This window comes from Afipia clevelandensis ATCC 49720, from assembly GCF_000336555.1.
In the GTDB taxonomy this organism is placed as follows: Bacteria; Pseudomonadota; Alphaproteobacteria; order Rhizobiales; family Xanthobacteraceae; genus Afipia; species Afipia clevelandensis.
This window is the reverse complement of the sequence record NZ_KB375281.1, coordinates 3,044,894-3,069,561: the sequence shown is the minus strand read 5'-3', so window position 1 is coordinate 3,069,561 and position 24,668 is coordinate 3,044,894. Positions and strand designations below refer to the sequence as shown.

Genomic DNA, 24,668 nt, shown 5'->3' with positions numbered 1-24,668 from the left:
GCTCACTTGGCGGTTTTCTCGAAGGTCCGCAGCATGGCATTGCCGCGGCTCACGGCGGAATCGAGTGCATCCTTCGCGCTCTTCTGGCCGGCGAGTGCGGCTTCCATCTCTTCCGCCCAGATGTCGCGCATCTGCACCATGTTGCCGAAGCGAAGGCCGCGCGAGTTTTCGGTCGGCTCCTTGTTGGTAAGCTCCTTCAGCGGGGTCTGCAGCGTGGGATTCTTCTCGTAAAAGCCGTCGGCCTTGGTCTTTTCATAAGCTGCCTTGGTGATCGGCAGATAGCCGGATTCCTGATGCAGCTTGGCCTGGCGGTTGGTGTCGGAGAGGAAGGTGAAGAACTTGGCGACACCTTTGTATTCGTCCGGCTTCTTGCCGCCCATCACCCAGAGCGATGCGCCGCCGATGATCGAATTCTGCGGTGCGCCCGCGACATCCGGATAATACGGCATCGGCGCCGAGGTGAACGCGAACTTCGCCGTGCTTTTGGCGGTGGCGTAGTAGCCCGACGATGTCAGAAAGATCGCGCATTCGCCCGAGCCGAACCGTGCTTCGCCGGCATTGGTGCGCCCGGCATAGTCGTAGGTCTTGTCCTTCTGCAGATCGATCAGGTTCTGCAGATGCTTGATGTGCAGCGGCGAGTTGAACTTCAGCACCGTGTCGAAGCCGTCGAGACCGTTGGCCTTGGTGCCGATCGGCACGTTATGCCAGGCCGAGAACTGCTCGATATGCGCCCAGGTCGCCCAGGCATTGGAGAACCCGCAGGTGGTATGGCCCGCAGCCTTCAGCTTCTTCGCGGCGTCGAACACCTGCGGCCAGGTTTTCGGAATTTCCGCGACGTTGGCTTTCTTCAACTCGTCGAGATTGACCCACATCACCATCGAGGAGGAGTTGAACGGAAACGACAGCATCTCGCCCTTTGAGGTCGAGTAGTATCCGGTGATCGCCGGAAGATAGGCTTTCGGATCGAACGGCTCGCCCGCGTCCTTCATGAGCTGGTAGACCGGCTTGATCGCGCCGCGAGCGCTCATCATGGTCGCGGTGCCGACCTCGAACACCTGGATGATGTGCGGCGCGTTCCCGGCACGGAAGGCGGCGATGCCCGCGTTCATCGTGTCCGGATAGCTGCCCTTGAAGGTGGGAACCACCTTGTAATCGCTCTGCGAGGCGTTGAAGTCCGCCGCGAGCTTGTTGACGATGTCGTTGTTGCCGCCGGTCATGGCGTGCCACCACTGAATCTCGGTGACCGCCTGGGCGGGGGTTGCGAAGGCAAGGAAAGTGGAGGCAGCCAGGCCCAAGACAGCCTGCAAGCCGATCTGGCGACGTGTCATCAATGTTTCTCCCAGGAAGCCGTCATCATCGTTGCGCGGTAACAGCGCCGGATGACGTGCCGGTGACGGCGGGGATGGTAAGCGGGGACGGTCGCCGGAGGGAAGCACTAAATGAGCCGGGGCTGGCGCGGATCGCGATTGGCAAAAGGAAACGGGCGGCAGCCGCGAGGACTGCCGCCCGTCGATTTCAGGTCGTGCCCGGATCAGCGCTTGCGCTGCTCGACCACCACGCCGGACGCCTTGAGGTCGGCGATCTCCTTTTCCGAGTAGCCGAACTCACCCAGAATCTCGTCGGTATGCTGGGCGAATTTCGGCGGCACATGGCGCAGGCTGGCCTTGGTCCGGTCGAACCGGATCGGCGAGGCGACGCCCTTGTACCAATCCTTCTCGATCACATCGCCGCGCGCCTTGGTGTGCTCGTTGGACAGCGCCTTGTCGACCGACTGCACCGGACCGGCCGGCAGGCCGGCGGCCAGCAGGCGGCGGCACAGCGGCTCGCTGTCGAAATCCTTGAGGATGTCGACAAGCACGGCGCGCAGTTCGTCGCGATTCGCGATGCGGTCGCGGTTGCGTGCGAAGCGCGGATCGGTGCCAAGCTCGGGCCGTCCAAGCTCCTTCATCAGCTTGCGGAAGGTGCCGTCATTGCCGACACCCATGAAGATGTTGCCGTCGCGCGCCGGAAACACCGCATAGGGAACGAGATTGGGATGCTCGTTGCCGGTCAGCGCCGGCGGCTTGCCGTGCATGAAGAAGTTCGCGGTGTGCGGATGCATGATCGCGAGACCAACCTCGTAAAGAGTGGTTTCGAGGAACTGGCCTTTCCCGGACTTTGCGCGCTCGGCCAGCGCCATCAGGATGCCGGTGGCGGCATAGAGACCGGTCGACATGTCGACGAGTGCAACGCCGATGCGCGTCGGGCCGCTGTCCGGCGATCCGGTCGATGCCATCAGTCCGACCATGGACTGGATGATCGCATCATATCCCGGATGCCCGCCATGCGGGCCGTCGCCGCCGAAGCCGGAAATGCGGCAATGGATCAGCTTGGGAAATTTCGCGCGCAGGAAATCGTTGCCGATGCCCCACTTGTCGAGCGTGCCGGGTTTGAAATTCTCGATCAGCACGTCCGCCGTTTCGAGCATCTTCATCAGCACGGTGCGTCCGCCTTCGGACGCAAGGTCGAGGCCGACAGAGCGCTTGTTGCGGTTGGTGCCGATGAAATAGGCCGCATCATCGTCGTGGAACGGAGGACCCCAGTCGCGGGTTTCGTCGCCTGCGGGCGGTTCGACCTTCACGACATCTGCGCCATGGTCGGCAAGAATCTGCGTGCAGTACGGACCGCCCAGCACGCGCGTCAGATCAATGACGCGCAGTCCGGCCATCGCACCGGTCGCGGTTTGAGATGTCATGAGGTCAACCTTCGATCAGCGAATTGAGAATGACGCCGCGGAACTGCAGCGCGCCGTCACATTGGAAGAATTCGCGACGCGCCGTCAATATCGCGCCGATCATGCGTCCATGCGGGATCGTACATGCTGCACCGCCGCGTCGTTCAGTGAGCGAACGGGAGTTGATAGCCGGAAGCGGCCGAAGGTCAGCGCAAGTCGTCTGGTGGGCCCTCTGGCTTGGAATGCGGCAACAAGCGTTTCTTTGCGAATGCGCGACCCGAGTGTGATTTCAAGTACGTCTCGAATGAGAGCGCCTGCAACTTGTCATGAAAAGCGCAGTACCAAACGAGCCGCCGTGGTGCGAACTTCGCGGTATGCGCTGATTTCCCGGCGTTATGGTCGGCCAGCCGCTGTTTCAAATCGGACGTGGCACCGGTGTAGTCTTGATCCGGCGAACCGACGCTGCGGAGGATGTAGACGTACCACATGCACGCATCTTCCACTGCGTGAATGGTCGGCGTCAAATTCCAGAAGAGATCTGGGGAGTTCGGCCCGTCGTCGCCCTTTGGGCTATGCCGGGCACGCTTCGCCTGCGGCTACGTGGCTGCGCCACGCGTAGCCGCAGGCGAAGCGTGGTGGAGCCAGGCGGGATCGAACCGCCGACCTCTTGCATGCCATGCAAGCGCTCTCCCAGCTGAGCTATGGCCCCGAAACCTCACTGCACTTTGGGGAGTGCAGCGCTTTAGCAATCAAGGACGTCAAACCTGTCCGGCTTGAGCGCGAAGCGGATGACCGCTTCGCGAATACGCGCCAAAAATCACACTTGAGGATTTATCTCAAGTCTCTTCATCACCCGAGACGTCGCCAATGATATCAGTGACGTCTTCATCGTCTTCCTCGTCCTCGGCGATGAAGGTCGAATCATCATCGTCGTCGTCATCGAGGGTCTCATCGACCTCGATATCGTCCTCGGACTCCGGCATCACGGCCTTGACCTTGCCGGTCTTCTCCTCGGCATCGGCCTCTTCCAGCGAGACCAATTCTTCCGCCTCGGCAGCCTCCGGCACAATGCTCGACGCGCTGGCCGCTGCGGCGCGCGCGGCATCGCCGCGGCCGCGGGGCGGCGCCACCGGCGCGATCGGCACGATCTCGCCAGTATAGGGCGAAATCACCGGGTTCTTGTTGAGGTCATAGAACTTTTTGCCCGTGGTCGGGCAAATGCGCTTGGTTCCGAGATCGGCTTTGGCCACGGTTTATAGTCCTGAAGATGTCTTGAAAAAGCGGTGCTTCACTTGGGCGGTTGCGCCGCCGCTGTCAATAGCGGTTTGGGGGATAAATGACCGGCCCGTGACGTCCTGCAAGCCCCGTGGTAGGAGCCGCCTACACTGAAGGAAAGTGCCATCTTGACCCATTCAAATCCCCCAAACCCGCTCGAATCACGCGCTGCCGGGCCTCTCAGTGGCCGCGTCCGTGTGCCGGGCGACAAATCCATCTCCCATCGGGCCCTGATTCTGGGAGCACTGGCGGTGGGAGAAACCCGGATTTCGGGACTTCTGGAGGGGGAAGACGTCCTCAACACCGCCAAGGCCATGGCGGCCCTCGGGGCGCGGGTCGAACGAACCGGCGCAGGGGCCTGGTCGGTTCGTGGGGTCGGCGTTGGCGGCTTCAAGGCTCCGGACGCGCCGCTCGATTTCGGCAACAGCGGCACCGGATGCCGCCTGTCCATGGGTGCGGTGGCCGGCTGCCCGGTTGCGGCGACATTCGATGGCGATGCATCGCTGCGCAGTCGGCCGATGCGCCGGATTCTTGATCCATTGGAACTGATGGGCGCGAAGGTGACCTCCAGCGGCGACGGCGGACGGCTGCCGATGACGCTGCAGGGTGCGCGCGATCCGATCCCGGTGACCTATCGGACACCGGTGGCCTCGGCGCAGATCAAGTCGGCGGTGCTGCTGGCAGGATTGTCCGCGCCGGGTGTGACGACCGTGATTGAAAACGAAGCCAGCCGCGATCACACCGAACTGATGCTGGCGCATTTCGGTGCTGACATCGTTACCACCAACGAAGGCGCGCATGGCCGCCGGATCGTGCTCACCGGCCAGCCCGAACTGTACGGTGCGAATGTTGTTGTGCCCGCCGATCCTTCATCCGCGGCATTTCCGATTGTCGCGGCGCTGATCGTCCCGGACTCCGATGTCACGCTGACTGACATCATGACAAACCCCCTGCGCACAGGGCTTTTCATGACATTGCGCGAAATGGGCGCCTCGATTGAGGAGAGCCATGTGCGCGGCGATGCCGGCGAGCCGATGGCGCAATTCCGCGTGCGCGCATCGCAGTTGAAAGGCGTTACCGTGCCGCCGGAGCGCGCGCCGTCGATGATCGACGAATATCTCGTGCTCGCTGTCGCTGCCGCGTTCGCTGAAGGTACCACGACTATGCGCGGCCTTCAGGAGTTGCGCGTCAAGGAATCCGATCGCCTCGAGGCGACCGCCGCGATGCTGCGCGTCAACGGCGTCGAGGTGGAAATTTCGGGCGACGACATGATCGTCAATGGCAAGGGGCACGTCCCCGGCGGCGGTCTTGTCGCGACCCATATGGATCATCGTATCGCCATGTCGGCGCTGGTGATGGGCACAGCATCGGATGCGCCGGTGAAGATCGACGATACCGGCTTCATCGCCACCAGCTTCCCGGATTTCATTCCGATGATGCGCGGTTTAGGGGCAGATTTCTCATGATTATCGCCATCGACGGACCCGCCGCATCGGGCAAAGGCACGCTCGGCAAGCGCCTCGCCCATCATTACCACTTCCGGCACCTCGACACCGGCGTGATCTACCGCGCCGTCGCCAAGGCGGTGCTCGACATGGGCCGCGAACTCCATGACGAGGCGGCGGCGGTGGCCGCCGCGATGGAACTCGATCCGGAAAAGTTCGGCGATCCGGTGCTGAAAACACAGGCTATCGGCGATGGCGCTTCTGTCGTCTCGGCGTTTCCGCGCGTCCGGGAGGTGCTGGTGAGCTTCCAGCGCCAGTTCGCGGCGGAACCGCCCGGCGCGGTGCTCGATGGCCGCGACATTGGAACCGTGATTTGCCCGGATGCCGACGTGAAGATCTTCGTGGTGGCGGACCCCGTGGTGCGCGCGCGCCGCCGCACCCTGGAAGCCCGCGCCCGTGGCGAGCCGGCGGATGAAGCGGCCGTGCTGGCGGATATCCTCAAGCGCGACGAGCGAGACCAGAACCGCGCCGCTGCGCCGCTGCGGCGGGCGGATGACGCCCATGTGCTCGATAACTCCAAACTCGACATCGAGGCGGGGGTGCAGGCCGCCATTGCCATTGTCGAGGCGGTGCGCAGCCGACGGGGCTGACGACCCGGAACTGGCCTGAAATCGGCTTTTTGAGCTTATTTGACGGGCGTTTGAGGCTTGCCCGTTCCCTCTCGCGGGGCTATATCCCCTGCGTCCGGACAGCCATCGACATTGTCGAGATCGTCCGAGCGGGCCGGCCGAGGGCTTAGTACCCTGCCGTCATTGGAGGAATGTCCGCTCCCGATCTTCAGAGCAGTCGATTTTAATTCTGGCTCCGGACACCGTGTCGCGCGGCAATCGCGACAATCATTGAAATGCACCGTATCGCTCGTGCAGGCACAAGCCGGCCCGTTTTCGCAATCCTCTATGCGGAGACGGTGGTCAAAGGTTGCGGACCTTTGGCACTGGACGCGCGATACGCCCTTAACCCCGCTGCCGGCATTCCGCATCTGGAGATCAAATGGCTTCGACTGCTACTTCGTATAATCCTTCCCGCGACGATTTCGCCGCGATGCTCGACGAGTCCTTCGCAGGCGGCAACCTGCAGGAAAGCTCCGTCATCAAGGGCAAGGTTGTTGCAATTGAGAAAGACATGGCCGTCATCGACGTCGGCCTGAAGACCGAGGGCCGCGTGGCTCTCCGCGAATTCAACGGCCCCGGCCGTGAGAACGACCTCAAGGTCGGCGACGAAGTCGAGGTGTTCCTCGACCGGATCGAGAACGCACTCGGCGAAGCCGTGCTGTCGCGCGACAAGGCGCGCCGCGAAGAAAGCTGGGGCAAGCTCGAGAAGGCGTTCAACGCCAACGAGAAGGTCACGGGCGTTATCTTCAATCAGGTCAAGGGTGGCTTCACCGTCGATCTCGACGGCGCTGTCGCCTTCCTGCCGCGTTCGCAGGTCGACATCCGTCCGATCCGCGACGTTGCACCGCTGATGAACAACGCGCAGCCGTTTCAGATTCTGAAGATGGATCGCCGCCGCGGCAACATCGTCGTGTCGCGCCGCACGGTTCTCGAAGAGACCCGCGCCGAACAGCGTCAGGAACTGGTGCAGAACCTCGAAGAAGGTCAGGTGATCGACGGCGTGGTCAAGAACATCACCGATTACGGTGCGTTCGTTGATCTCGGCGGCATCGACGGCCTGCTGCACGTCACCGATATCGCGTGGCGCCGCGTCAACCATCCGACCGAGGTGCTCGCCATCGGCCAGACGGTGAAGGTCAAGATCATCAAGATCAACCACGACACCCACCGCATCTCGCTCGGCATGAAGCAGTTGCTGGACGATCCGTGGCAGGGCATCGAGGCGAAGTATCCGCTGAACTCGCGGTTCACCGGACGCGTCACCAACATCACCGACTACGGCGCGTTCGTCGAACTGGAGCCGGGCATCGAAGGCCTGATCCACGTCTCCGAAATGTCGTGGACCAAGAAGAACATGCATCCTGGCAAGATTGTTTCGACCTCGCAGGAAGTCGAAGTGCAGGTGCTCGAAGTGGATTCGGCCAAGCGCCGCATCTCGCTCGGTCTCAAGCAGACCATGCGCAATCCGTGGGAAGTGTTCGTCGAGAAGTTCCCGGTCGGCTCGACCGTGGAAGGCGAAGTCAAGAACAAGACCGAGTTCGGTCTGTTCCTTGGTCTCGACGGCGATGTGGACGGCATGGTCCATCTCTCGGATCTCGACTGGAAGCAGCCGGGTGAACAGGTCATCGACAACTTCAAGAAGGGCGACATGGTCAAGGCCGTGGTGCTCGACGTGGATGTCGAGAAGGAGCGTATCTCGCTTGGCGTCAAGCAGCTCGAGGGCGACCCGTTCGCCGAGCCGGGCGACGTCAAGAAGGGTGCCGTCGTGACTTGCGACATCCTTGAGGTGAAGGAAGCCGGTATCGAAGTTCAGATCACCGGCACCGACTTCACCACCTTCATCAAGCGTTCTGAACTGGCCCGCGATCGCGGCGACCAGCGCGCCGAGCGTTTCGCCGTTGGCGAAAAGGTCGACGCCCGCGTCATCCAGTTCGACAAGAAGGCCCGCAAGGTGCAGGTCTCGATCAAGGCGCTTGAAGTCGCTGAAGAGAAGGAAGCCATGGCGCAGTACGGGTCAGCCGACTCGGGCGCGTCGCTTGGCGATATTCTCGGCGCCGCGCTCAAGAAGCGCGACAAGTAAGATCGCTGCCGCGTCTCGCGGTTGCTGAAAAACGAAGGGCTCCGGATTTTCCGGAGCCCTTTTTGTTTGGCGTGATCGTCACTGCGAGGAGCGCATCATCTCTCACCGGTCGTCCCCGCCTTCGCGGGGACGACATCGGTGGTGTTGGAGGCGCTGTGTGTCGATGACGTTTCGTCATTGCGAGGAGCGCCGCGACGAAGCAATCCAGCTTTTTATCCAAGAATGGATTGCTTCGCTTCGCTCGCAATGACGGGAGGAACGTCCATTTCCTCTCCATTCCATCCGCATGCTTTCAATCGCTCATGCAGATGCACCGGCGCGGGCGCGACCACACGCACCGGCGGCTTGTTCTTTGACAGTGGGATCACGATCTCGCGCGCATGCAAGTGCAGCGACGGTTCGCCGAATCTGGGTCCATTGCCATAGATGTTGTCGCCGACAATCGGCCAACCGCTCGCCGAACAATGCACGCGCAATTGATGCGTGCGTCCGGTGATCGGTTCCATGGCGAGCCAGGTCAGCTTTGCACCGCCTGCATCGGTGCCACGTCCGAGAACCTTCCACACCGTTTTCGACGGCAGGCCGTTCGGGTCCGGCTTCTGCCACCAGCCGCGTTCTGCGTCCAAACGTCCCAGTGGAATGTCGATCTCGCCTTCGCTCGCGTCAGGTCCGCCTTCGACCACGGTCCAATAGGTCTTGTCGATCTTGCCATGCTTGAACAGCAGGCCGAGCGATGCGGTGGCCTTGCGATGGCGTCCCAGCACGAGACAGCCGGAGGTGTCGCGGTCAAGCCGATGCGCCAGCACGGGCGGGCGCGGCAGGCCGTAGCGCAGCGCGTCGAACGAGGCTTCGAGATTGGGCCCGCCCTTCGGCCCCTTGTGCACGGCGATCCCGGCCGGCTTGTCGATCACCAGCATCAGGCCGTCGCGGTGAAGCACGCGGGCCTGCATCTCCTCGGGCGTGGGCTGCGGGGTATCCATCAGTATCGAGCGTCTTTCGTTTGCAGTCTGAACCGGGTAACACACCCTCCTCATGAGTGACAGTCCGCAAGAACCCAAACAAAGCTGGTGGAAGCGCCTTTCCGCCGGCCTCAAGCGCACCTCCAGTTCGATCGGCGGCGCGGTCGCCGCGCTGGTGACGAAGCGCAAGCTCGACCGCGCCATGCTCGAGGACATCGAGGATGTGTTGCTGCGCGCCGATCTTGGAACCGAAGTCGCTGCGCGGATTGCGGAGGCTGTCGGGAAGGGCCGCTACGACAAGGATGTGTCGGCGGAGGATGTCACCACGATTGTTGCAACCGAAGTCGAGAAGGTGCTGTCTCCGGTGGCGAGGCCGCTTGAGATCGACACCGCGCACAAGCCGTTTGTCATTCTCGTGGTCGGCGTCAACGGCTCTGGCAAGACGACAACCATCGGCAAGCTCGCCGCGAAACTCACCGCCGAGGGCCGCAAGGTGATGCTGGCGGCAGGAGACACATTCCGCGCCGCAGCTATCGAGCAATTGAAAGTGTGGGGCGAGCGCAACAAGGTGCCGGTGGTTGCAAAGGCGCAAGGCTCGGATTCGGCGAGCCTCGCCTTCGAGGCGGTCGAGGCCGCGAAGGCGCAGAATATCGACGTGCTATTGATCGACACCGCCGGCCGCCTGCAAAACAAGACCGAACTGATGGTCGAGCTGGAAAAAGTGCGCCGCGTGATCGGCAAGGTCGATTCCACCGCGCCGCATGCGGTGCTGCTGGTGCTCGACGCCACCGTGGGACAGAACGCACTGTCGCAGGTCGATGCGTTTCACAGGACGGCGGGCGTGACCGGTCTGGTGATGACCAAGCTGGACGGCACCGCGCGCGGCGGCATCCTTGTGGCGCTGTCCGAGAAGTACAAGCTGCCGGTGCATTTCATCGGCGTCGGCGAGGGCATCGACGATCTGGCGCCGTTCACCGCGCATGACTTTGCCCGCGCGATTGCAGGACAGGATAGTTAACCATGACTGCTTCGGACAAACCCGCACCGCATCCGCTGTTCAAGCTCGCGACCGAACTCGGACCGCTGATTATCTTCTTCGGTGCCAATGCGAAGTTCGGGCTGTTCGTCGCGACGGCAGCCTTCATGGTGGCCATCGTTGCCGCGATCGTTGCATCTTATGTCGTCACGAAACATGTGCCGCTGATGGCGATCGTCACCGCGGTGATCGTACTGGTGTTCGGCGGGCTGACGCTGTTCTTCCACGACGAACTCTTCATCAAGATCAAACCGACGATCATCTATGCGCTGTTCGCGCTGACACTCGGCATCGGATTGCTGATGGGGCGCTCCTTCATCGCCATCATGTTCGACCAGATGTTCAATCTGACGCCGGAAGGCTGGCGGCTGCTCACCATCCGCTGGATGTTTTTCTTCGCCGGCATGGCGGTGCTGAACGAGATCGTCTGGCGCACACAGACCACGGACTTCTGGGTGTCGTTCAAGGCCTTCGGCGTGCTCCCGATCACCGCTGTCTTCGCGATGCTGCAGACGTCGCTGATCAAACGCTTTAGCATCGAACCCGCGACGGATGAAGCCGGCGACACCGAGCGCGGCGATATTACCAAGAGTTAGTGTAATCCGTCATTGCGAGGAGCGTCAGCGACGAAGCACTCCAACTTTGTTTCCATGAGTGGATTGCTTCGCTTCGCTCGCAATGACGAAAAGAAAGCGCACCGGCATCGCTGCCGGTGCGCTTTTGTCAGATTAGTTCAGAAGAATTACTTCTGCTTCGCGATGATCTTGTCCTTGATCTCGGCGTAGGTTTTCTCGGGGATGATCTTCTTCTGCACCAGATCATCCTTGCCCTTGTAGGGGCGGCCCTTGATGATCGCGGCGGAGTAGGCGTCACCGATGCCCTTGAGCGCCTTCAACTGATCGGCCGTCGCCGAGTTGATGTCGAGCAGATCGGCCTTCGGGGCCGCCGCCTTGGTGTCTGCCTTCGGCGCGGGCGCCATCTTCGAGTCGGCTTTCGGCGCAGCGGCAGGCGGTGGCGCCATCTTGCCGCCGGTGGCAGGCTGGGTCGCCTGCGCGAACGATGGCGACGACGCGAGCAAACCGAGAGCGAGGGTCGCGGCAGTCAATGAAGCAAGTTTCGCATAACGCATGGGTGTCCCTCCAGGACAGTGATTGCAACGCCCTTAGCGTATGTGCGAATTCGTGGCTGCGCCATGGCTCCAAAATGAACGGCAGATAAAAGCGCGAAATTATTTTCTGCCGCCGGAGAGGCCTGGATCAGGACTTGCGCAGCGCCTTTTCGATCTCGGCCTTGAGAGCGCTGTCGATGTTCTCCGGCGTGATCGGGCCGATCAGCTTGTAGGCGATCGCGCCGTCGCGGCCGATCACGAAGGTCTCAGGCACGCCGTAAACGCCCCACTCGATCGAAGCCCGGCCATTGGCGTCGGTGCCGACGGCTGCGAACGGATTGCCATAACGGCCGAGGAAGCGGCGGGCGTTGTCCGCGGAGTCCTTGTAGTTGATGCCGATGACACGGATGCGTTTGTCCTGCGCCAGCTTCACCAGCAGCGGTGCTTCGTCATGACAGGGCACGCACCATGACGCCCAGACATTGACCACGCTGACCTGGCCTTTGAACGCAGCCGGATCGAGGCCGGGCACCTGCGCGCCGTTGGCGGTGAGGCCCTCCAGCGGCGGCAGCAATGTTTGCGGCGCCGGGCGCCCAATAAGCGCGGAGGGAATCCGCGCCGGGTCGCCCGAGCCGAGCCGAAACCAGAACAGTCCGGCGAGCACAGCGAAGGCGATCAGCGGCAGCGCGACCAGCCAGGAACGGCGGCTTGGCGAAGTTGCGTTGCTGTTCGTCATGATGACGAGCCGGGCGGCTGCGCCGAGCGTCGGGTGACGCCGCGCGCCTCGAGATCGCGCAGAATCTGCTTTTGCCGTTTGTAATCGGACCCCACCCACACAATGAGGCAAGCGACCACAAGGCCGACCAGCAGATACGACGTCACGATGAAGGAGGCGTAGGGACCGAGCGATGCAAGCGCCATGACGATCACGCTGCCGGCCTGCTGGCTTGCATCATCTGCAAGCTGCGCACCCGCCGCCGCAGCACCTCGTTGCGCATCGCGGCGATATGCAGCGTCAGGAACAGCAGCGAGAACGCCACCGCCATGACGAGCAGCGGAATCAGGAATGCGCGATCCATGGTCGGCCCTCCGGCGCGAATGACCGATGCGCCCTGATGCAGCGTGTTCCACCAGTCGACCGAGAACTTGATGATCGGAATGTTGATGGCGCCGACCAGCGTCAGGATCGCGGCGGCGCGCGCGGCGCGTGAGGGATCTTCCACCGCGCGCCACAGCGCCATGATGCCGAGATACATGAGGAATAGAATGAGCACCGAGGTCAGCCGCGCATCCCATTCCCAATAGGTGCCCCACATCGGGCGTCCCCACAGCGATCCGGTCACCAGTGCGAGGAACGTGAAGGCCGCACCGAGCGGCGCGGCAGCTTTTGCGGCGACGTCCGCCAGCGGATGCCGCCACACCAAGGTGCCGAGCGCGGCCATGCTCATGATGCCCCACACGAACATCGACAGCCACGCATTGGGAACGTGGATGAACATGATCTTCACGGTCGCGCCCTGCTGGTAATCATCCGGCGCCATCGCCGATAGATACAGGCCGACCACGAGCAGGATCGCGGTCGCGGCCGCAAGCCATGGCAGCACCCGCTCCGCAAGCGCAAGGAACCGAGTCGGATTGGCGAGGTCGATAAGGCTCATAATGGTCCTGATAATGGCCGCAGGCGCGCGAGGCAATGTGCGCCAGCCTTGCGGTGCCGCGTTTCTGCAAAAGTTGATCGGTCGCGATGTCGCATCAGTCGAGCCCCTGCCGAAGGCTGGCGGCTGCTGCAAACGGTCCGATCACCAGCGTAAACAGCGACAGCGCGCACAGGATCGAAAACGGCGTTCCGAAGGATACCTGCTCGCTCAGGGCGGCGTTCGAGGCCGCGACGCCGAAAATCAGGATCGGGATCGACAGCGGCAGCACCACCACGGCGAGCAGCAGTCCGCCCCGCCGCAAGGTCACCGCGAGCGCAGCGCCGATCATGCCGGTAAAGGTCAATGCCGGCGTGCCGACCAGCAATGTCAATGCAACGGCAAATGTCGCGGGGGCATCCAGGTTGAGCAGGATGCCGATCAACGGTGTTGCGACGATCAGCGGGACGCCCGCTGCGATCCAGTGCGCCAGCGCTTTCGCCGCGCAGATCAGTTCCAGCGGCGTGCGGCTCATCGCAATCAGATCGAGCGAACCGTCATCCTGATCCGCGGTAAACAGGCGGTCCAGCGTCAGCAGGCTCGCAAGCATGGCCCCTAACCACAGGATCGCCGGACCGATGCGTTTCAATAAAGCCAGATCAGGTCCGAGCGCGAACGGCATCACCACCACGACGGAGACAAAGAACAGCACACCGATCAGCGCGCCGCCGCCGGCGCGCAGACCGACGCCGATGTCGCGGCGAATGAGGGCAACGAGCGCGGTCATGCGTCACCGCCGATTCGTAATTCCCGTGCGGCGATTCCAAGCGGCCCGTGGGTTGCGGCGAGAATGATGCCACCGCTGCGCAGGTGCGCGTCCATCAGGTTCGCGATCATCGCCTGTCCCGATGTGTCCAGCGCCGAGGTCGGTTCATCCAGCAGCCAGACCGGCCGATTGACCGCGATCAGCCGGGCGATCGAGAGTCGGCGGCGCTGGCCGGCTGACAGAAAGGCGGCGGGCAGATGCGCGGCGTGGCCGAGGCCGACGGTCTCCAGGCCGGCCATTCCGTCAATGGCCTGTCCGCCGAGAAACTCCCGCCAGAAATCGAGATTTTCCAGCACCGTCAGCGCCGGTTTCAGGGCATCGCGATGGCCGAGATAATGCGCCTGTTCGGGCAGCGTGAGGTCAGCTTCTCCGCCTTCCAGTGTCACCGCGCCGGAAGCTGCGGGCAGCAGGCCCGCGACCAGCCGGAGCAGCGAGGATTTGCCCGCGCCGTTGATGCCGGTGACGGCCAAAGCCTGTCCGGCAGGAACTGAAAAATCGAGACCGTCAAAGATATCCCGCCCGCCCCTGACACAGCGCAGGCTCTGCCCTGCGAGCCTCATGAGAGCTTCACCATGGGCTTGCGGTCAGGCAATGCGGTTCCAGTCGTGGCAGGCATGAGAGGGCGACAATCCATAGGAGGTGTGGTGGACAGACTGGAAAGATTCTATAAAACCGGAACTTGGTGCAGCACACAATCAGCCGCCGGAAACAGCACGGTTCAGCCCTGATTCCCTCGCTTTTGACGGTGTTCCGATACCTTTTGCCGGGTATCTCCAACTTCTGAACTGGGATCGTTCACATGCCCTCGCTCGACAGCTTCAAATGCCGGAAAACCCTCAAGGTCGGTGCCAAGACTTACGTCTATTACAGCCTGCCTGCCGCTGAAAAGAACGGCCTCAAGGGCATTTCAAAGCTGCCTTACTCGATGAAGGTGCTGCTCGAGAACATGCTGCGCAACGAGGACGACCGCACCGTCACCAAGGCGGACATCGTCGCTTTCTCGAAGTGGGCGAGCAAGAAGACCCTCGAACACGAAATCGCATTCCGTCCCGCGCGCGTGCTGATGCAGGATTTCACCGGCGTGCCCGCGGTGGTCGATCTCGCCGCCATGCGCAACGCGATGAAGGCGCTCGGCGGCGACGCCGAGAAGATCAATCCGCTGGTGCCGGTCGATCTGGTGATCGATCACTCGGTGATCGTGAACTTCTTCGGTGACAACAAGGCGTTCGGCAAGAACGTCGCCGAAGAGTACAAGCAGAACCAGGAACGCTACGAATTCCTGAAGTGGGGCCAGAAGGCGTTCTCGAACTTCTCCGTCGTGCCGCCCGGCACCGGCATCTGCCATCAGGTCAATCTCGAATATCTTGCCCAGACCGTCTGGACCAGGAAGGAGAAGATGACCGTCGGCAAGAAGACCGCCACCTTTGAAGTTGCCTATCCGGATTCGCTGGTCGGCACCGACTCGCACACCACCATGGTCAACGGCCTTGCGGTTCTCGGCTGGGGCGTCGGCGGCATCGAGGCGGAAGCCTGCATGCTCGGCCAGCCGCTGTCGATGCTGCTGCCGGACGTGGTCGGCTTCAAGCTCGAAGGCCAGCTCAAGGAAGGCGTCACCGCGACCGACCTCGTGCTCACCGTCACCCAGATGCTGCGCAAGCTTGGCGTGGTCGGCAAGTTCGTCGAATTTTTCGGCGCCGGTCTCGACCATCTGTCGGTGGCCGACAAGGCCACCATCGCCAACATGGCGCCGGAATACGGCGCGACCTGCGGCTTCTTCCCGGTCGACAAGGCGGCGCTGGATTATCTTAAGACCTCGGGCCGCGCATCGGCGCGCGTCGCGCTGGTTGAGAAGTATGCCAAGGCGCAGGGCCTGTTCCGCACCTCGAAGTCGCCCGATCCGGTGTTCACCGAATTGCTTACCCTCAACCTCGGCGACGTTGTGCCTTCGCTCGCAGGCCCGAAGCGTCCGGAAGGCCGCGTCGCGCTGCCGACGGTTGCCAGCCTGTTCGACGATGCGCTGACCGTCGAATACAAGAAGCCGACCGATCACAATGCGCGCTTCCCGGTCGAGGGCCGCAAGGAAGATCTCGGCCATGGCGACGTGGTGATCGCCGCCATCACTTCCTGCACCAACACCTCGAATCCGAGTGTGCTGATCGCCGCGGGTCTGCTGGCGCGCAAGGCGGCCGCCAAGGGTCTCAAGGCGAAGCCGTGGGTAAAGACCTCGCTTGCGCCGGGCAGCCAGGTGGTCGCCGGGTATCTCGCGGATTCCGGCCTGCAGAAGGATCTCGACAAGGTCGGATTCAACCTGGTCGGGTTCGGCTGCACCACCTGCATCGGCAATTCCGGACCGCTGCCGGAGGAGATTTCCAAGTCGATCAACGACAACGGCATCGTTGCCGCGGCCGTGCTCTCGGGCAACCGCAACTTTGAAGGCCGCGTCTCGCCCGACGTGCAGGCGAACTATCTTGCCTCGCCCCCGCTGGTCGTCGCCCATGCGCTGGCCGGTACGGTCACGAAGAATCTCGATATCGAGCCGATCGGCACCGGCAAGGATGGCAAGCCGGTTTATCTGAAGGACATCTGGCCCACGGCGAAGGAGATCAATGCCTTCATCAAGAAGTACGTCACCTCGACGATCTTCAAGAAGAAGTATGCCGACGTGTTCAAGGGTGACACCAACTGGCGCAAGATCAAGACGGTGTCGAGCGACACCTACAAGTGGAACATGAGCTCGACCTATGTGCAGAACCCGCCGTACTTCGAGGGCATGAAGATGCAGCCCGAGCCCACGACCGACATCGTGGATGCGCGCATCCTCGCGCTGTTCGGCGACAAGATCACCACCGACCACATCTCGCCGGCCGGCTCGATCAAGCTGACCTCGCCTGCGGGCAAGTATCTGTCCGAACATCAGGTGCGTCCGGCCGACTTCAACCAGTACGGCACGCGCCGCGGCAACCACGAAGTGATGATGCGCGGCACCTTCGCCAACATCCGCATCAAGAACTTCATGCTCAAGGGCGCCGACGGCAACATTCCGGAAGGCGGCAACACCAAGCACTGGCCCGATGGCGAGCAGATGTCGATTTACGACGCCGCGATGAAGTATCAGCAGGAGCAGGTCCCGCTGGTTGTGTTCGCCGGCGCCGAATACGGCAACGGCTCATCGCGTGACTGGGCCGCGAAGGGCACGCGCCTGCTTGGCGTGCGCGCCGTGGTGACGCAGAGCTTCGAGCGCATCCATCGCTCGAATCTCGTCGGCATGGGCGTGCTGCCGCTGACGTTCGAGGACGGCACGTCGTGGCAGTCGCTCGGTCTTAAGGGCGACGAGAAGGTCACGATTCGCGGTCTGCAGGGCGAACTGAGGCCGCGTCAGAAGCTGACGGCGGAAATCGTCTCCGCTGACGGCTCGCTGCAGCAGGTGCCGCTGCTGTGCCGCATCGATACCCTCGATGAGCTCGAATACTACCGGAACGGCGGCATTCTCCATTACGTGCTGCGTAAACTGGCCGCCTGATCCGGCCAGAAACGCATCCGTGAACAGGCTCACCGCGACGTGACTAGCGACCATGCAGGGGGCGGCCTATCAATGGGCCGCCTTTCTGCTGATGGGGCATCATGCATCCGAGGGATTGACGGCATGTCTGATCTGCCAGAACCGAAAACGGCGACAGCCGCGGCAATCGTGTCGCGCCTGTCGCGGACGCTGGGTGTCTGCGCGGTCTTCACGGTGGTGACGCCGGTCTGCGCCGACCCGCGCGCGGTGGTCGAACTCTTCACGTCGCAAGGCTGCTCGTCGTGCCCGCCCGCGGACAAGGTGCTCGGCGAACTCGCGCAGGACAAGTCCGTCATCGCACTCAGCCTGCCGATTGATTACTGGGACTATCTCGGCTGGAAGGACACGCTCGCCGACTCGCGGTTCAGCGCGCGCCAGAAAGCCTACTCGCATATGCGCGGCAATCGCGGCGTTTACACACCGCAGGCCGTCGTCAACGGCACCACCGATGTGCTCGGCAGTGACCGCGCCGGAATCGAGAATGCGGCCAAACGCACTCAAAACGTCGACGGCGTGATGTCGGTGCCGGTTACGGTGACGCAGGGCAGCGGTCAGATCAAGGTGTCGGTGGCGGAAGCGGGCGGCAAGAGCGGAGAGATCTGGATCTGCGCGGTGTCGAAGCAGGTGCCGATCACCATCTCGCGCGGCGAGAATCGCGGTCAGCAGATCACCTATCACAACGTGGTGCGTAACGTGCTGAAGGTCGGCGACTGGAACGGCAAGGCCGGAAGCTGGACCGTGCCGCTTGAAAACATCACGCGCGACGGCGTCGATGCGGCCGCCGTCTACATTCAGGACGGCAACCGCGACAAGCCGGGTCCGATGCTGGGCGCTGCCTTTACCTCACTGAACTGATTTCAGGCGTTCAATCGGACAGGGCTGTCGCGGCCGATGCCGCGCTCGCGTCTGTTTGCGCGTCCATTCGAGTCCGATTGCCAACAAAAAAGGCCAGCTCTCGCTGGCCCGAAGGATGGGGATTCTGCTGCGAAGAACTAGACCCGATCCTGACGACCCCGGGGGGCTGGGGGCTGAGGAATCCGGTGCCGAAAGGACCGGGTCAACGCAGTAGAGACTTGATCGCAGTCCACAAGGGCGGGGAATTGACCGAAATCGGGCGGCATTATGGTTTGTCTAACGTCCGCGTGATGCCCCGCCGCCGGGATGATCCGGTGCAAGCAATTGAAATCAGGCTTGCAGGGGCTGCCAGACGGGTGGATCATGTCGTCGAGATGACAGGAGGCGCCGATGAGCTCAGTGTCGGGCGACATCGATCCAAGCGAGAGCCGGGGGCTGGAGCGCAGCACCACGCAGCTCCCGCCCCAGAGCGTGACGTTCAACCGCGTCGAACTCAACCGCATTCTCAATCTCTATGGACGCATGGTGGCTGACGGAGAATGGCGTGACTACGCCATCGACTTCCTGAAGGACCGCGCGGTGTTCTCGATCTTCCGCCGCGCCTCCGAAGTGCCGATCTATCGCATCGAGAAAGATCCGCGCCTCGCCCGCAAGCAGGGCGCCTACAGTGTGATCGGTGCCAGCGGGCAGATCCTGCGCCGCGGCCATGACCTCGATCGTGTGCTGCTGGTGATCGACCGCAAGCTCGCGCTGGTTTAGGGAATGATCCCGAAATGGGCCAACCGGTTTCCGGATCGGATCATGCTCACGACATCGGGTCCTTCGGAAGGCTTGCACCACCCTCGCCGAGGGCGCGCTGCATCATCACAGTGTCGAGCCAGCGGCCGAACTTGAAGCCGACATTGCGGTGGGTGCCGATCATCTCAAATCCCGCGCGTGCGTGGACGCCGACCGAGGCGAGGTTGGCGGAGTCGCCGATCACCGCGATCATCTGGCGATAGCCGCGCGCCTCGCAGGCGGCGATCAGCTCCTGCATCAGCCGCGTTCCGATCCGCTGTCCGCGCGCCGCAGGATCGAGGTAGACCGAATTTTCGACCGTGAAGCGGTAGGCCGGGCGCGGGCGATAGGGCCCGGCATAGGCATAACCCACCACAACATCTTCCCTCACCGCCACCAGATACGGAAAGCCGTTGCCGGTCAGCGCCTCAAAGCGGCGGGTCATTTCCACGAGATCGGGCGGATCGAGCTCGAACGTCGCGGTGCCGTGCAGAACCGCGTCCTGGTAGATCGCGGTGATGGCGGGAAGGTCGGCGAGGGCGGCGGGCCGGATATGAACCTGAGGCATGTCGGGTCATGGAGCATTGTGCCGGAGCGGCTATCCCGCAGTCCTAGCAGCGAACCGGCGCAAAACAAAAGCCCCGGCTTTTGGCCGGGGCTTTCGCAAGTTATCGATCAGCCACGATCAGATCAGTCGCGCTGTCCAAGAAGCTGCAGCAGCAGCGTGAACAGGTTGATGAAGTTCAGGTAGAGCGACAGTGCGCCGGTGATGGCGGCCTTCTCTGCCACGTCTCCGCCCTGCGCGGCGTAACCGTAGATGTAGTCGTTCTTCAGGCGCTGGGTGTCCCAGGCGGTGAGGCCGGCGAACACCAGCACGCCGATCACCGAGACGACGAACTGCAGCATCGAGCTTGCCAGGAACAGGTTCACCAGGCTGGCGAGGATGATGCCGAACAGGCCCATCATCAGGAACGATCCCATCCCGGTCAGGTCGCGCTTGGTGGTGTAGCCGTAAAGGCTCAAGGCACCGAACGAAGCCGCCGTGATGAAGAACACGCGCACGATCGAGGTGTGCGTGTACACCAGGAAGATCGACGAGAGCGACACACCCATCAGCGCTGCGAACACCCAGAACAGGAGCTGGGCGGTCGCCGGCTTGAGGCGATTGATCCCGAAGGAGATGGCGAACACCATCACCAGCGGCGCGAGGATGAACACCCACTTGAGCGGGCTCACGAACATCGCGACGCCGAATGACGTCAGATACTGCTTGCCGATCCGGCCGGCGGCTGCGGCAGAGTCAGGTGTTACGGCGCCCATATACACGCCGAGCGCGGCAAGGCCCGTGATGGCCAGGCCGATCGCCATGTAGTTGTAGACCTTGAGCATGTACGAGCGCAGACCGGCATCGACGGTCGCGGCGTCAGCGCGCCCGGCGGCCCGGCCGAAAGGTGACGTATAGTTACGGTCCAAGTCCGACATCGTCGAAACCTCGTTGTTGACTGGCGATGGCGAAGGGTCTGCGCCGCCAGCTATAAGCATTTCCCAGAACCGTATCTGAAACCATCTCGGGACGGTATCAAGCCGGATTCTGAACCCGCTCGGTATGTGGGAAACTAACACATCCGGTGCAACCTCGCCCGCGCGGCTGTTTGTCGCAAAACCCGTTCTTCGCTGCTACAAATTGTCATAAGTTTCGCAGGACGGAGGCGGGTTTTTGGTTAAGCGCCAGTAATGTTCCGGCAAGCCCCAGCCCGACCGTGACGGCAAGCGCGGCCAGCACCACGAGGGCGGCGCTGCCGGCCTGCCAGACGAAACTGAGGGTCATCAGCCGGGTCACGATCTGCCATGCGGCGACCGATCCGGCGGCCACTCCGAATAAGGCGGTGGCAAGGCCGATTAAAAGGTACTCCAGCGCATAGGCGCCGAGCAGCCGCGCCCGGGTGGCGCCGAGAGTCTTGAGGATCACCGCGTCATAAACCCGGTGCCGGTGACCGGCGGCGAGCGCGCCGCCGAGTACCAGAATCGCCGAGATCAGGGTGATCGAACTCGCGCCCCGGATCGCGAGCACGAGGTTGGTGACCATCTTGCCGATGGAGTCGAGCGCCTCGCGGACGCGCACGCTGGTCACCATCGGGAAGGCGGCGGCGATGTCCTTGATCAGCCTGGCGTCGGTTGCGGCGTCCGACTGTGCTTCCGACAGCGTCGCGATGTCGGTATGCGGCGCGCCGGCGAAGGCCGTCGGCGAGAACACCAGCACGAAGTTGATGCCCAGACTCTGCCAGTCCACGGTGCGCAGGTTGCTGATCTTCGCGGTGATATCGCGGCCCAGCACGTTGACAGTGAGATCGTCGCCGACCTTCACGCCGAGGCCGTCGGCGATCCGCTTCTCCAGCGAGACCAGTGGCGGGCCGCTGTAACCCGCGTCCCACCAGGTGCCTTCGACCACCTTCGAGCCCCGCGGCACCTCGCCGGTATAGGTCAGGCCACGGTCGCTCTGCAGCACCCAGGCCGAATCGTTCGAGGGTTTGAGGTCTTCGGCCTTGATGCCCTTGGCGGCAGCAATGCGTCCGCGCAGCATGGGCACGGTTTCCACATGCGCTGCCGGTGCAGCTTTCTGCAGGAATTCGCTGAACCGTGGCGCCTCGGCGGCGGGAATGTCGATGAAGAAAAACGATGGCGCATGTTCGGGCAGGGCGGCCATGAACTGCCGCCGCAGGTTGCCGTCGATCTGGGTGATGGTCACAAGCACGGCAAGGCCGAGGCCAAGCGACATGACGACAGATGGTGTTAGAGCGCCGGGGCGATGGATGTTGGCGATGGCCAGCCGCAGCATGGTCAGCCGTGGCCGGGGCAGCCGGCGCGCCACGCCCATCAGGATCGCCGCGACAAGCCGGAGCAGGGCGAACACCCCGACCGATGAGGCCACGAACACGGCGGCGACGCGCTTGTCGTAGGCCAGTCCGATCGCGACGCTGACCAGCACGGCAATCACCGCCGCCATCAGGATCAGATAGCGGCGGCGCGGCCAGTGAAATTCCGACGCCACACCCTCGCGAAACAGCGCTGCTACCGGCACGTCGTGGACGCGGCCGAGCGGCCACAGGCCGAAGGCGAGGGCGGTCAAAAGCCCGTAGACGAACGACAGCGCCAGCTCGCCGGCATGGAAGGTGGCCTCGACAGGAAGCGGCAGGATGCTTCCGAACAGGCCGACAATGAGAAACGGCAACGCCGCGCCGATGGCGAGGCCAATCAGCGATCCCAGCGTCGCCAGCGCCATCACCTGCGTCAGATAAATGGTGAAGACCTCGCGGCCGGTGGCGCCGATGGCCTTGAAGGTCGCGATCACGTCGCGCCGCTCGTCGAGATGACTCTTGATCGCATTGGCGACCCCGACGCCACCCACCAGCAACGCGGCCAGACCGACCAGCGTGAGGAATTGCGTGAAGCGTGTGATGTTGCGCTCGAGCTGCGGCGAGGCATTGCCACGGGTGCGGACTTCCCAACCCGCTTCCGGCAGCGCCTTCTGCGCGGCATCCACAACCGCCTGCGTCGCGCGGTCATTGACCGCCGCATCCGGCAGCAACAGGCGATAAGTCCAGCGCACCAGCGTGCCGGGCTGCAGGAGGTCCGTGGCCCGCAAGGCGTCTTCACTGATCAGAAGGCGCGGCCCGAGGCCGACGCCGCCCGCGAGCTTGTCCGGTTCGGCAACGACGGTGCTGCGGATCTCGAACGCCGCGTTGCCGACGGTGATGCGGTCCCCAATCTTCAGGCCGAGGCGCGCGAGCAGGACGGCATCGGCGCCCGCGCCGAACACGCCGTCGCGCTGCGCCAGCAAATCCGGAATGGATATGCGCGGCTCAAGCGAAAGCTCACCTAACATCGGATAGTTGCCGTCGACCGATTTCAGGTCGACCAGCGCGAATTCGCCGTTCGATGCGCGCGCCATGCCGCGCATGATCGCGGTGGCGGACACCTTGCCGTTGGCATCGAGGAAGGCGCGCTCCTTCTTGGTCGCTTCGCGCTGGATCAGCGCAAAAGAGGCGTCGCCACCGAGTAGCGTGCGCCCTTGACTTTCCAGCCCCGCGCTAAGGCTGCCCGCCACCGAGCCGACGCCGGCGATAGCCATCACGCCAAGCGCGATGCAGGCGATGAACACATAGAATCCGCGCAGGCCGCTGCGCAACTCGCGCAGGGCATAGCGAACCGCGAGCGATAATGTGCCGCGGCGTGACGTGTCTGCGATCTCGCTCATCGGGAGGCCGTCTCGATCCAGTGCCGGTCGGTCGCAGGGCCGTCGATGCGGCCGGAGCGCAGCCGCACCACGCGGTCGCAGCGCTGCGCCAGCGAGGCATCGTGCGTCACCAGCACCAGCGTCATGCCGCGCTCCAGATGTTTTGCGAACAGCAGGTCGACAATCTGCTTGCCGGTGGACTCGTCGAGATTGCCGGTCGGCTCGTCCGCCACAAGGATCGCCGGATCGGGCGCCATGGCGCGCGCGAGCGCGACGCGCTGCTGCTCGCCGCCGGAGAGTTGCGAGGGATAGTGATGCAGCCGTTCGCCAAGTCCGACACCGGTGAGTTCTTTTGCCGCGCGTTCCGCTGCGTCGCTGCGGCCCGCGAGTTCGAGCGGCACCGCGACATTCTCAAGGGCCGTCATGGTCGGGATCAGATGAAACGACTGAAACACGATGCCGACGTGGCGGCCACGGAAACGTGCGAGGCCGTCCTCATCGAGGGCATTGAACGAGGCGCCGTTGACCACCACCTCTCCGCTGTCAGGACGTTCGAGCCCCGCCATCACCATCAGGAGCGTGGACTTGCCCGAACCTGACGGTCCGATCAGGCCGACCGCTTCACCGGGCGCGACGCGCAGATCGACATCCTTGAGGATGTGAACGCGCGCGGCGCCGGAGCCCAGCGAGAGATTGACGTTCGAGATGGAAATGGTGTCCGGTTCGAGACCGGCACGCTGCGAGGGTTCAATGAGACTGTCCATGGGTCTTTCATATGGGGGCTATGGCCGTGCGGTCGAGAGGCTCTCGCGCGTGTTCTTTGCCGCAGCAGCGGGGGCAATGATGGCGATGTCGGGGCCGGTGTCGGCCCAAACCGCAAATGTCGCAGATGTGAAGCCGATCAAGGTCGCGGTTCTGGGCGATTCCCTCACCGCCGGATATGGCCTGCCGGCCCCGGCGGCGTTTCCGGTGCGTCTGCAGAAGGCGCTCGCCGACAAGGGCATCGCGACCACGATCCACAATGCGGGCGTGTCCGGTGATACCACGACCGGCGGCCTTGCCCGGCTCGAATGGTCGATCCCGCCGGGCACTGAAGCCGTGATTGTCGAGCTTGGCGCCAACGATGCTTTGCGCGGCGTCGATCCCAAGGTCGCGCGCGGCGCGCTCGACGATATCCTCACCAAGCTGAAGGCGCGCAACATCGCTGTTTTATTGTGCGGCATGTATGCGCCGCCGAATTACGGCGCGGACTACACGGCGAAGTTCAACAGCATCTATCCCGAGCTTTCCAAAAGTCACAACGTGCCGCTGTACCCGTTCTTTCTGGATGGCGTTGCGACGGTCGCGAAGTTGACCCAGCCCGACGGACTGCATCCGACGGCCGAGGGCGTGGATGTCGTGGTGGAGCGGATATTGCCTACGGTCGAGGCGTTTCTGAAAAATCGTGCGTCGCAATTAAGCAAGCCCTGAGAAGGTTAGTCACCGCTGCTGCGATC

At 63.1% G+C, this 24,668-nt stretch carries 24 protein-coding genes and 1 tRNA gene; 9 read left to right on the top strand and 16 right to left on the bottom strand.

The annotated features are described in order from the left end of the window. Positions 1-2: 2 nt before the first annotated feature. The 5 genes from ugpB to HMPREF9696_RS14630 form a co-directional block, all read right to left on the bottom strand. On the bottom strand, positions 3-1,328 hold the full coding sequence (ugpB, locus tag HMPREF9696_RS14650) for a sn-glycerol-3-phosphate ABC transporter substrate-binding protein UgpB (RefSeq protein ID WP_002713812.1): 1,326 nt from the start codon (positions 1,326-1,328) through the stop codon (positions 3-5). A gap of 203 nt (positions 1,329-1,531) precedes the next feature. Beyond that, positions 1,532-2,734, bottom strand: a complete 1,203-nt coding sequence (locus tag HMPREF9696_RS14645; RefSeq protein ID WP_002713811.1) for a CaiB/BaiF CoA transferase family protein — start codon at positions 2,732-2,734, stop codon at positions 1,532-1,534. Between the two features lie 185 nt (positions 2,735-2,919). Then, entirely contained in the window at positions 2,920-3,201 is a 282-nt protein-coding gene (locus HMPREF9696_RS14640) for a GIY-YIG nuclease family protein (RefSeq protein WP_002713810.1), read from the bottom strand. A gap of 145 nt (positions 3,202-3,346) precedes the next feature. After that, positions 3,347-3,422, bottom strand: a tRNA-Ala gene (locus tag HMPREF9696_RS14635). A gap of 127 nt (positions 3,423-3,549) precedes the next feature. Continuing rightward, on the bottom strand, positions 3,550-3,963 hold the full coding sequence (locus HMPREF9696_RS14630; protein WP_002713809.1) for a TIGR02300 family protein: 414 nt from the start codon (positions 3,961-3,963) through the stop codon (positions 3,550-3,552). A gap of 153 nt (positions 3,964-4,116) precedes the next feature. On the opposite strand from HMPREF9696_RS14630, the gene aroA reads away from it, so the two are divergent. From aroA to rpsA, 3 genes are all read left to right on the top strand, one after another. Continuing rightward, the gene (gene aroA, locus HMPREF9696_RS14625; RefSeq protein WP_002713808.1) at positions 4,117-5,454 is read left to right on the top strand and encodes a 3-phosphoshikimate 1-carboxyvinyltransferase; all 1,338 of its coding nucleotides are present in this window, start codon (positions 4,117-4,119) and stop codon (positions 5,452-5,454) included. Further along, positions 5,451-6,083, top strand: a complete 633-nt coding sequence (cmk, locus tag HMPREF9696_RS14620; RefSeq protein WP_002713807.1) for a (d)CMP kinase — start codon at positions 5,451-5,453, stop codon at positions 6,081-6,083. The genes aroA and cmk overlap by 4 nt, the downstream gene beginning before the upstream one ends. 400 nt (positions 6,084-6,483) lie before the next feature. Next, the gene (gene rpsA / locus HMPREF9696_RS14615; protein ID WP_002713806.1) at positions 6,484-8,184 is read left to right on the top strand and encodes a 30S ribosomal protein S1; all 1,701 of its coding nucleotides are present in this window, start codon (positions 6,484-6,486) and stop codon (positions 8,182-8,184) included. Positions 8,185-8,396: 212 nt separating this feature from the next. Here rpsA and HMPREF9696_RS14610 read toward each other — a convergent pair whose 3' ends face one another. Further along, positions 8,397-9,164: an RluA family pseudouridine synthase gene (locus tag HMPREF9696_RS14610; protein WP_002713805.1), complete on the bottom strand. Its 768-nt coding sequence runs from the start codon at positions 9,162-9,164 to the stop codon at positions 8,397-8,399. 52 nt (positions 9,165-9,216) lie between these two features. Here HMPREF9696_RS14610 and ftsY point away from each other — a divergent pair, with 52 nt between their 5' ends. Both ftsY and HMPREF9696_RS14600 read left to right on the top strand, forming a co-directional pair. Continuing rightward, a complete protein-coding gene (gene ftsY / locus HMPREF9696_RS14605) occupies positions 9,217-10,161 on the top strand; it encodes a signal recognition particle-docking protein FtsY (protein WP_002713804.1) in 945 nt (314 codons plus the stop codon). A 2-nt stretch (positions 10,162-10,163) separates the two neighbouring features. Continuing rightward, on the top strand, positions 10,164-10,775 hold the full coding sequence (locus tag HMPREF9696_RS14600) for a septation protein A (RefSeq protein ID WP_002713803.1): 612 nt from the start codon (positions 10,164-10,166) through the stop codon (positions 10,773-10,775). Between the two features lie 146 nt (positions 10,776-10,921). On the opposite strand, the gene HMPREF9696_RS14595 is transcribed toward HMPREF9696_RS14600, so the two are convergent. The 6 genes from HMPREF9696_RS14595 to ccmA all read right to left on the bottom strand — a co-directional run bounded on the left by HMPREF9696_RS14595 (position 10,922) and on the right by ccmA (position 14,307). Next, positions 10,922-11,308 carry a ComEA family DNA-binding protein gene (locus tag HMPREF9696_RS14595; RefSeq protein WP_002713802.1) on the bottom strand — a complete coding sequence of 129 codons (387 nt, stop codon included), beginning with the start codon at positions 11,306-11,308 and terminating at the stop codon, positions 10,922-10,924. 127 nt (positions 11,309-11,435) lie between these two features. After that, the gene (locus tag HMPREF9696_RS14590; protein ID WP_002713801.1) at positions 11,436-12,023 is read right to left on the bottom strand and encodes a DsbE family thiol:disulfide interchange protein; all 588 of its coding nucleotides are present in this window, start codon (positions 12,021-12,023) and stop codon (positions 11,436-11,438) included. After that, positions 12,020-12,208, bottom strand: coding sequence for a heme exporter protein CcmD (ccmD, locus tag HMPREF9696_RS14585; RefSeq protein WP_040302065.1), 189 nt, complete (start codon positions 12,206-12,208; stop codon positions 12,020-12,022). The genes HMPREF9696_RS14590 and ccmD overlap by 4 nt, the downstream gene beginning before the upstream one ends. A gap of 5 nt (positions 12,209-12,213) precedes the next feature. Next, positions 12,214-12,945 carry a heme ABC transporter permease gene (locus HMPREF9696_RS14580; protein ID WP_002713799.1) on the bottom strand — a complete coding sequence of 244 codons (732 nt, stop codon included), beginning with the start codon at positions 12,943-12,945 and terminating at the stop codon, positions 12,214-12,216. A 94-nt stretch (positions 12,946-13,039) separates the two neighbouring features. Then, positions 13,040-13,708, bottom strand: a complete 669-nt coding sequence (ccmB, locus tag HMPREF9696_RS14575; protein WP_002713798.1) for a heme exporter protein CcmB — start codon at positions 13,706-13,708, stop codon at positions 13,040-13,042. Further along, on the bottom strand, positions 13,705-14,307 hold the full coding sequence (gene ccmA, locus HMPREF9696_RS14570; RefSeq protein WP_002713797.1) for a heme ABC exporter ATP-binding protein CcmA: 603 nt from the start codon (positions 14,305-14,307) through the stop codon (positions 13,705-13,707). The genes ccmB and ccmA overlap by 4 nt, the downstream gene beginning before the upstream one ends. Before the next feature lie 239 nt (positions 14,308-14,546). Between ccmA and acnA the strand changes: the two genes are divergently transcribed. From acnA to HMPREF9696_RS14555, 3 genes are all read left to right on the top strand, one after another. Next, complete coding sequence (gene acnA / locus HMPREF9696_RS14565; protein ID WP_002713796.1) at positions 14,547-17,267, top strand: aconitate hydratase AcnA; 2,721 nt, start codon at positions 14,547-14,549, stop codon at positions 17,265-17,267. Between the two features lie 123 nt (positions 17,268-17,390). Continuing rightward, on the top strand, positions 17,391-18,161 hold the full coding sequence (locus tag HMPREF9696_RS14560; protein ID WP_002713795.1) for a DUF1223 domain-containing protein: 771 nt from the start codon (positions 17,391-17,393) through the stop codon (positions 18,159-18,161). A gap of 390 nt (positions 18,162-18,551) precedes the next feature. Then, the gene (locus HMPREF9696_RS14555) at positions 18,552-18,920 is read left to right on the top strand and encodes a DUF2794 domain-containing protein (RefSeq protein ID WP_002713794.1); all 369 of its coding nucleotides are present in this window, start codon (positions 18,552-18,554) and stop codon (positions 18,918-18,920) included. A gap of 46 nt (positions 18,921-18,966) precedes the next feature. On the opposite strand, the gene HMPREF9696_RS14550 is transcribed toward HMPREF9696_RS14555, so the two are convergent. The 4 genes from HMPREF9696_RS14550 to HMPREF9696_RS14535 all read right to left on the bottom strand — a co-directional run bounded on the left by HMPREF9696_RS14550 (position 18,967) and on the right by HMPREF9696_RS14535 (position 23,936). Continuing rightward, entirely contained in the window at positions 18,967-19,506 is a 540-nt protein-coding gene (locus HMPREF9696_RS14550; RefSeq protein WP_002713793.1) for a GNAT family N-acetyltransferase, read from the bottom strand. Positions 19,507-19,628: 122 nt separating this feature from the next. Next, positions 19,629-20,420: a Bax inhibitor-1/YccA family protein gene (locus HMPREF9696_RS14545; protein ID WP_002713792.1), complete on the bottom strand. Its 792-nt coding sequence runs from the start codon at positions 20,418-20,420 to the stop codon at positions 19,629-19,631. Between the two features lie 205 nt (positions 20,421-20,625). Then, positions 20,626-23,193 (bottom strand): ABC transporter permease, encoded by a 2,568-nt coding sequence (locus tag HMPREF9696_RS14540; RefSeq protein ID WP_002713791.1) that lies wholly within the window; start codon positions 23,191-23,193, stop codon positions 20,626-20,628. Beyond that, on the bottom strand, positions 23,190-23,936 hold the full coding sequence (locus tag HMPREF9696_RS14535) for an ABC transporter ATP-binding protein (protein WP_002713790.1): 747 nt from the start codon (positions 23,934-23,936) through the stop codon (positions 23,190-23,192). The genes HMPREF9696_RS14540 and HMPREF9696_RS14535 overlap by 4 nt, the downstream gene beginning before the upstream one ends. Here HMPREF9696_RS14535 and HMPREF9696_RS14530 point away from each other — a divergent pair. Then, complete coding sequence (locus tag HMPREF9696_RS14530; RefSeq protein ID WP_085946816.1) at positions 23,935-24,642, top strand: arylesterase; 708 nt, start codon at positions 23,935-23,937, stop codon at positions 24,640-24,642. The genes HMPREF9696_RS14535 and HMPREF9696_RS14530 overlap by 2 nt on opposite strands. The last annotated feature ends 26 nt before the right edge of the window (positions 24,643-24,668 follow it).

Excerpts from the sequence above, each read along its gene's own strand:
- HMPREF9696_RS14550 (WP_002713793.1), bottom strand. The coding sequence starts at position 19,506 with ATGCCTCAGGTTCATATCCGGCCCGCCGCCCTCGCCGACCTTCCCGCC.
- ccmB (WP_002713798.1), bottom strand. The coding sequence starts at position 13,708 with ATGACCGCGCTCGTTGCCCTCATTCGCCGCGACATCGGCGTCGGTCTG.
- HMPREF9696_RS14580 (WP_002713799.1), bottom strand. The coding sequence starts at position 12,945 with ATGAGCCTTATCGACCTCGCCAATCCGACTCGGTTCCTTGCGCTTGCG.
- HMPREF9696_RS14530 (WP_085946816.1), top strand. The coding sequence starts at position 23,935 with ATGGGTCTTTCATATGGGGGCTATGGCCGTGCGGTCGAGAGGCTCTCG.
- ftsY (WP_002713804.1), top strand. The coding sequence starts at position 9,217 with ATGAGTGACAGTCCGCAAGAACCCAAACAAAGCTGGTGGAAGCGCCTT.
- HMPREF9696_RS14590 (WP_002713801.1), bottom strand. The coding sequence starts at position 12,023 with ATGACGAACAGCAACGCAACTTCGCCAAGCCGCCGTTCCTGGCTGGTC.
- ccmD (WP_040302065.1), bottom strand. The coding sequence starts at position 12,208 with ATGGCGCTTGCATCGCTCGGTCCCTACGCCTCCTTCATCGTGACGTCG.
- HMPREF9696_RS14545 (WP_002713792.1), bottom strand. The coding sequence starts at position 20,420 with ATGTCGGACTTGGACCGTAACTATACGTCACCTTTCGGCCGGGCCGCC.
- HMPREF9696_RS14640 (WP_002713810.1), bottom strand. The coding sequence starts at position 3,201 with ATGTGGTACGTCTACATCCTCCGCAGCGTCGGTTCGCCGGATCAAGAC.
- HMPREF9696_RS14600 (WP_002713803.1), top strand. The coding sequence starts at position 10,164 with ATGACTGCTTCGGACAAACCCGCACCGCATCCGCTGTTCAAGCTCGCG.
- HMPREF9696_RS14555 (WP_002713794.1), top strand. The coding sequence starts at position 18,552 with ATGAGCTCAGTGTCGGGCGACATCGATCCAAGCGAGAGCCGGGGGCTG.
- ccmA (WP_002713797.1), bottom strand. The coding sequence starts at position 14,307 with ATGAGGCTCGCAGGGCAGAGCCTGCGCTGTGTCAGGGGCGGGCGGGAT.
- acnA (WP_002713796.1), top strand. The coding sequence starts at position 14,547 with ATGCCCTCGCTCGACAGCTTCAAATGCCGGAAAACCCTCAAGGTCGGT.
- HMPREF9696_RS14560 (WP_002713795.1), top strand. The coding sequence starts at position 17,391 with ATGTCTGATCTGCCAGAACCGAAAACGGCGACAGCCGCGGCAATCGTG.
- HMPREF9696_RS14610 (WP_002713805.1), bottom strand. The coding sequence starts at position 9,164 with ATGGATACCCCGCAGCCCACGCCCGAGGAGATGCAGGCCCGCGTGCTT.
- HMPREF9696_RS14540 (WP_002713791.1), bottom strand. The coding sequence starts at position 23,193 with ATGAGCGAGATCGCAGACACGTCACGCCGCGGCACATTATCGCTCGCG.
- HMPREF9696_RS14645 (WP_002713811.1), bottom strand. The coding sequence starts at position 2,734 with ATGACATCTCAAACCGCGACCGGTGCGATGGCCGGACTGCGCGTCATT.
- rpsA (WP_002713806.1), top strand. The coding sequence starts at position 6,484 with ATGGCTTCGACTGCTACTTCGTATAATCCTTCCCGCGACGATTTCGCC.
- ugpB (WP_002713812.1), bottom strand. The coding sequence starts at position 1,328 with ATGACACGTCGCCAGATCGGCTTGCAGGCTGTCTTGGGCCTGGCTGCC.
- cmk (WP_002713807.1), top strand. The coding sequence starts at position 5,451 with ATGATTATCGCCATCGACGGACCCGCCGCATCGGGCAAAGGCACGCTC.
- HMPREF9696_RS14595 (WP_002713802.1), bottom strand. The coding sequence starts at position 11,308 with ATGCGTTATGCGAAACTTGCTTCATTGACTGCCGCGACCCTCGCTCTC.
- HMPREF9696_RS14535 (WP_002713790.1), bottom strand. The coding sequence starts at position 23,936 with ATGGACAGTCTCATTGAACCCTCGCAGCGTGCCGGTCTCGAACCGGAC.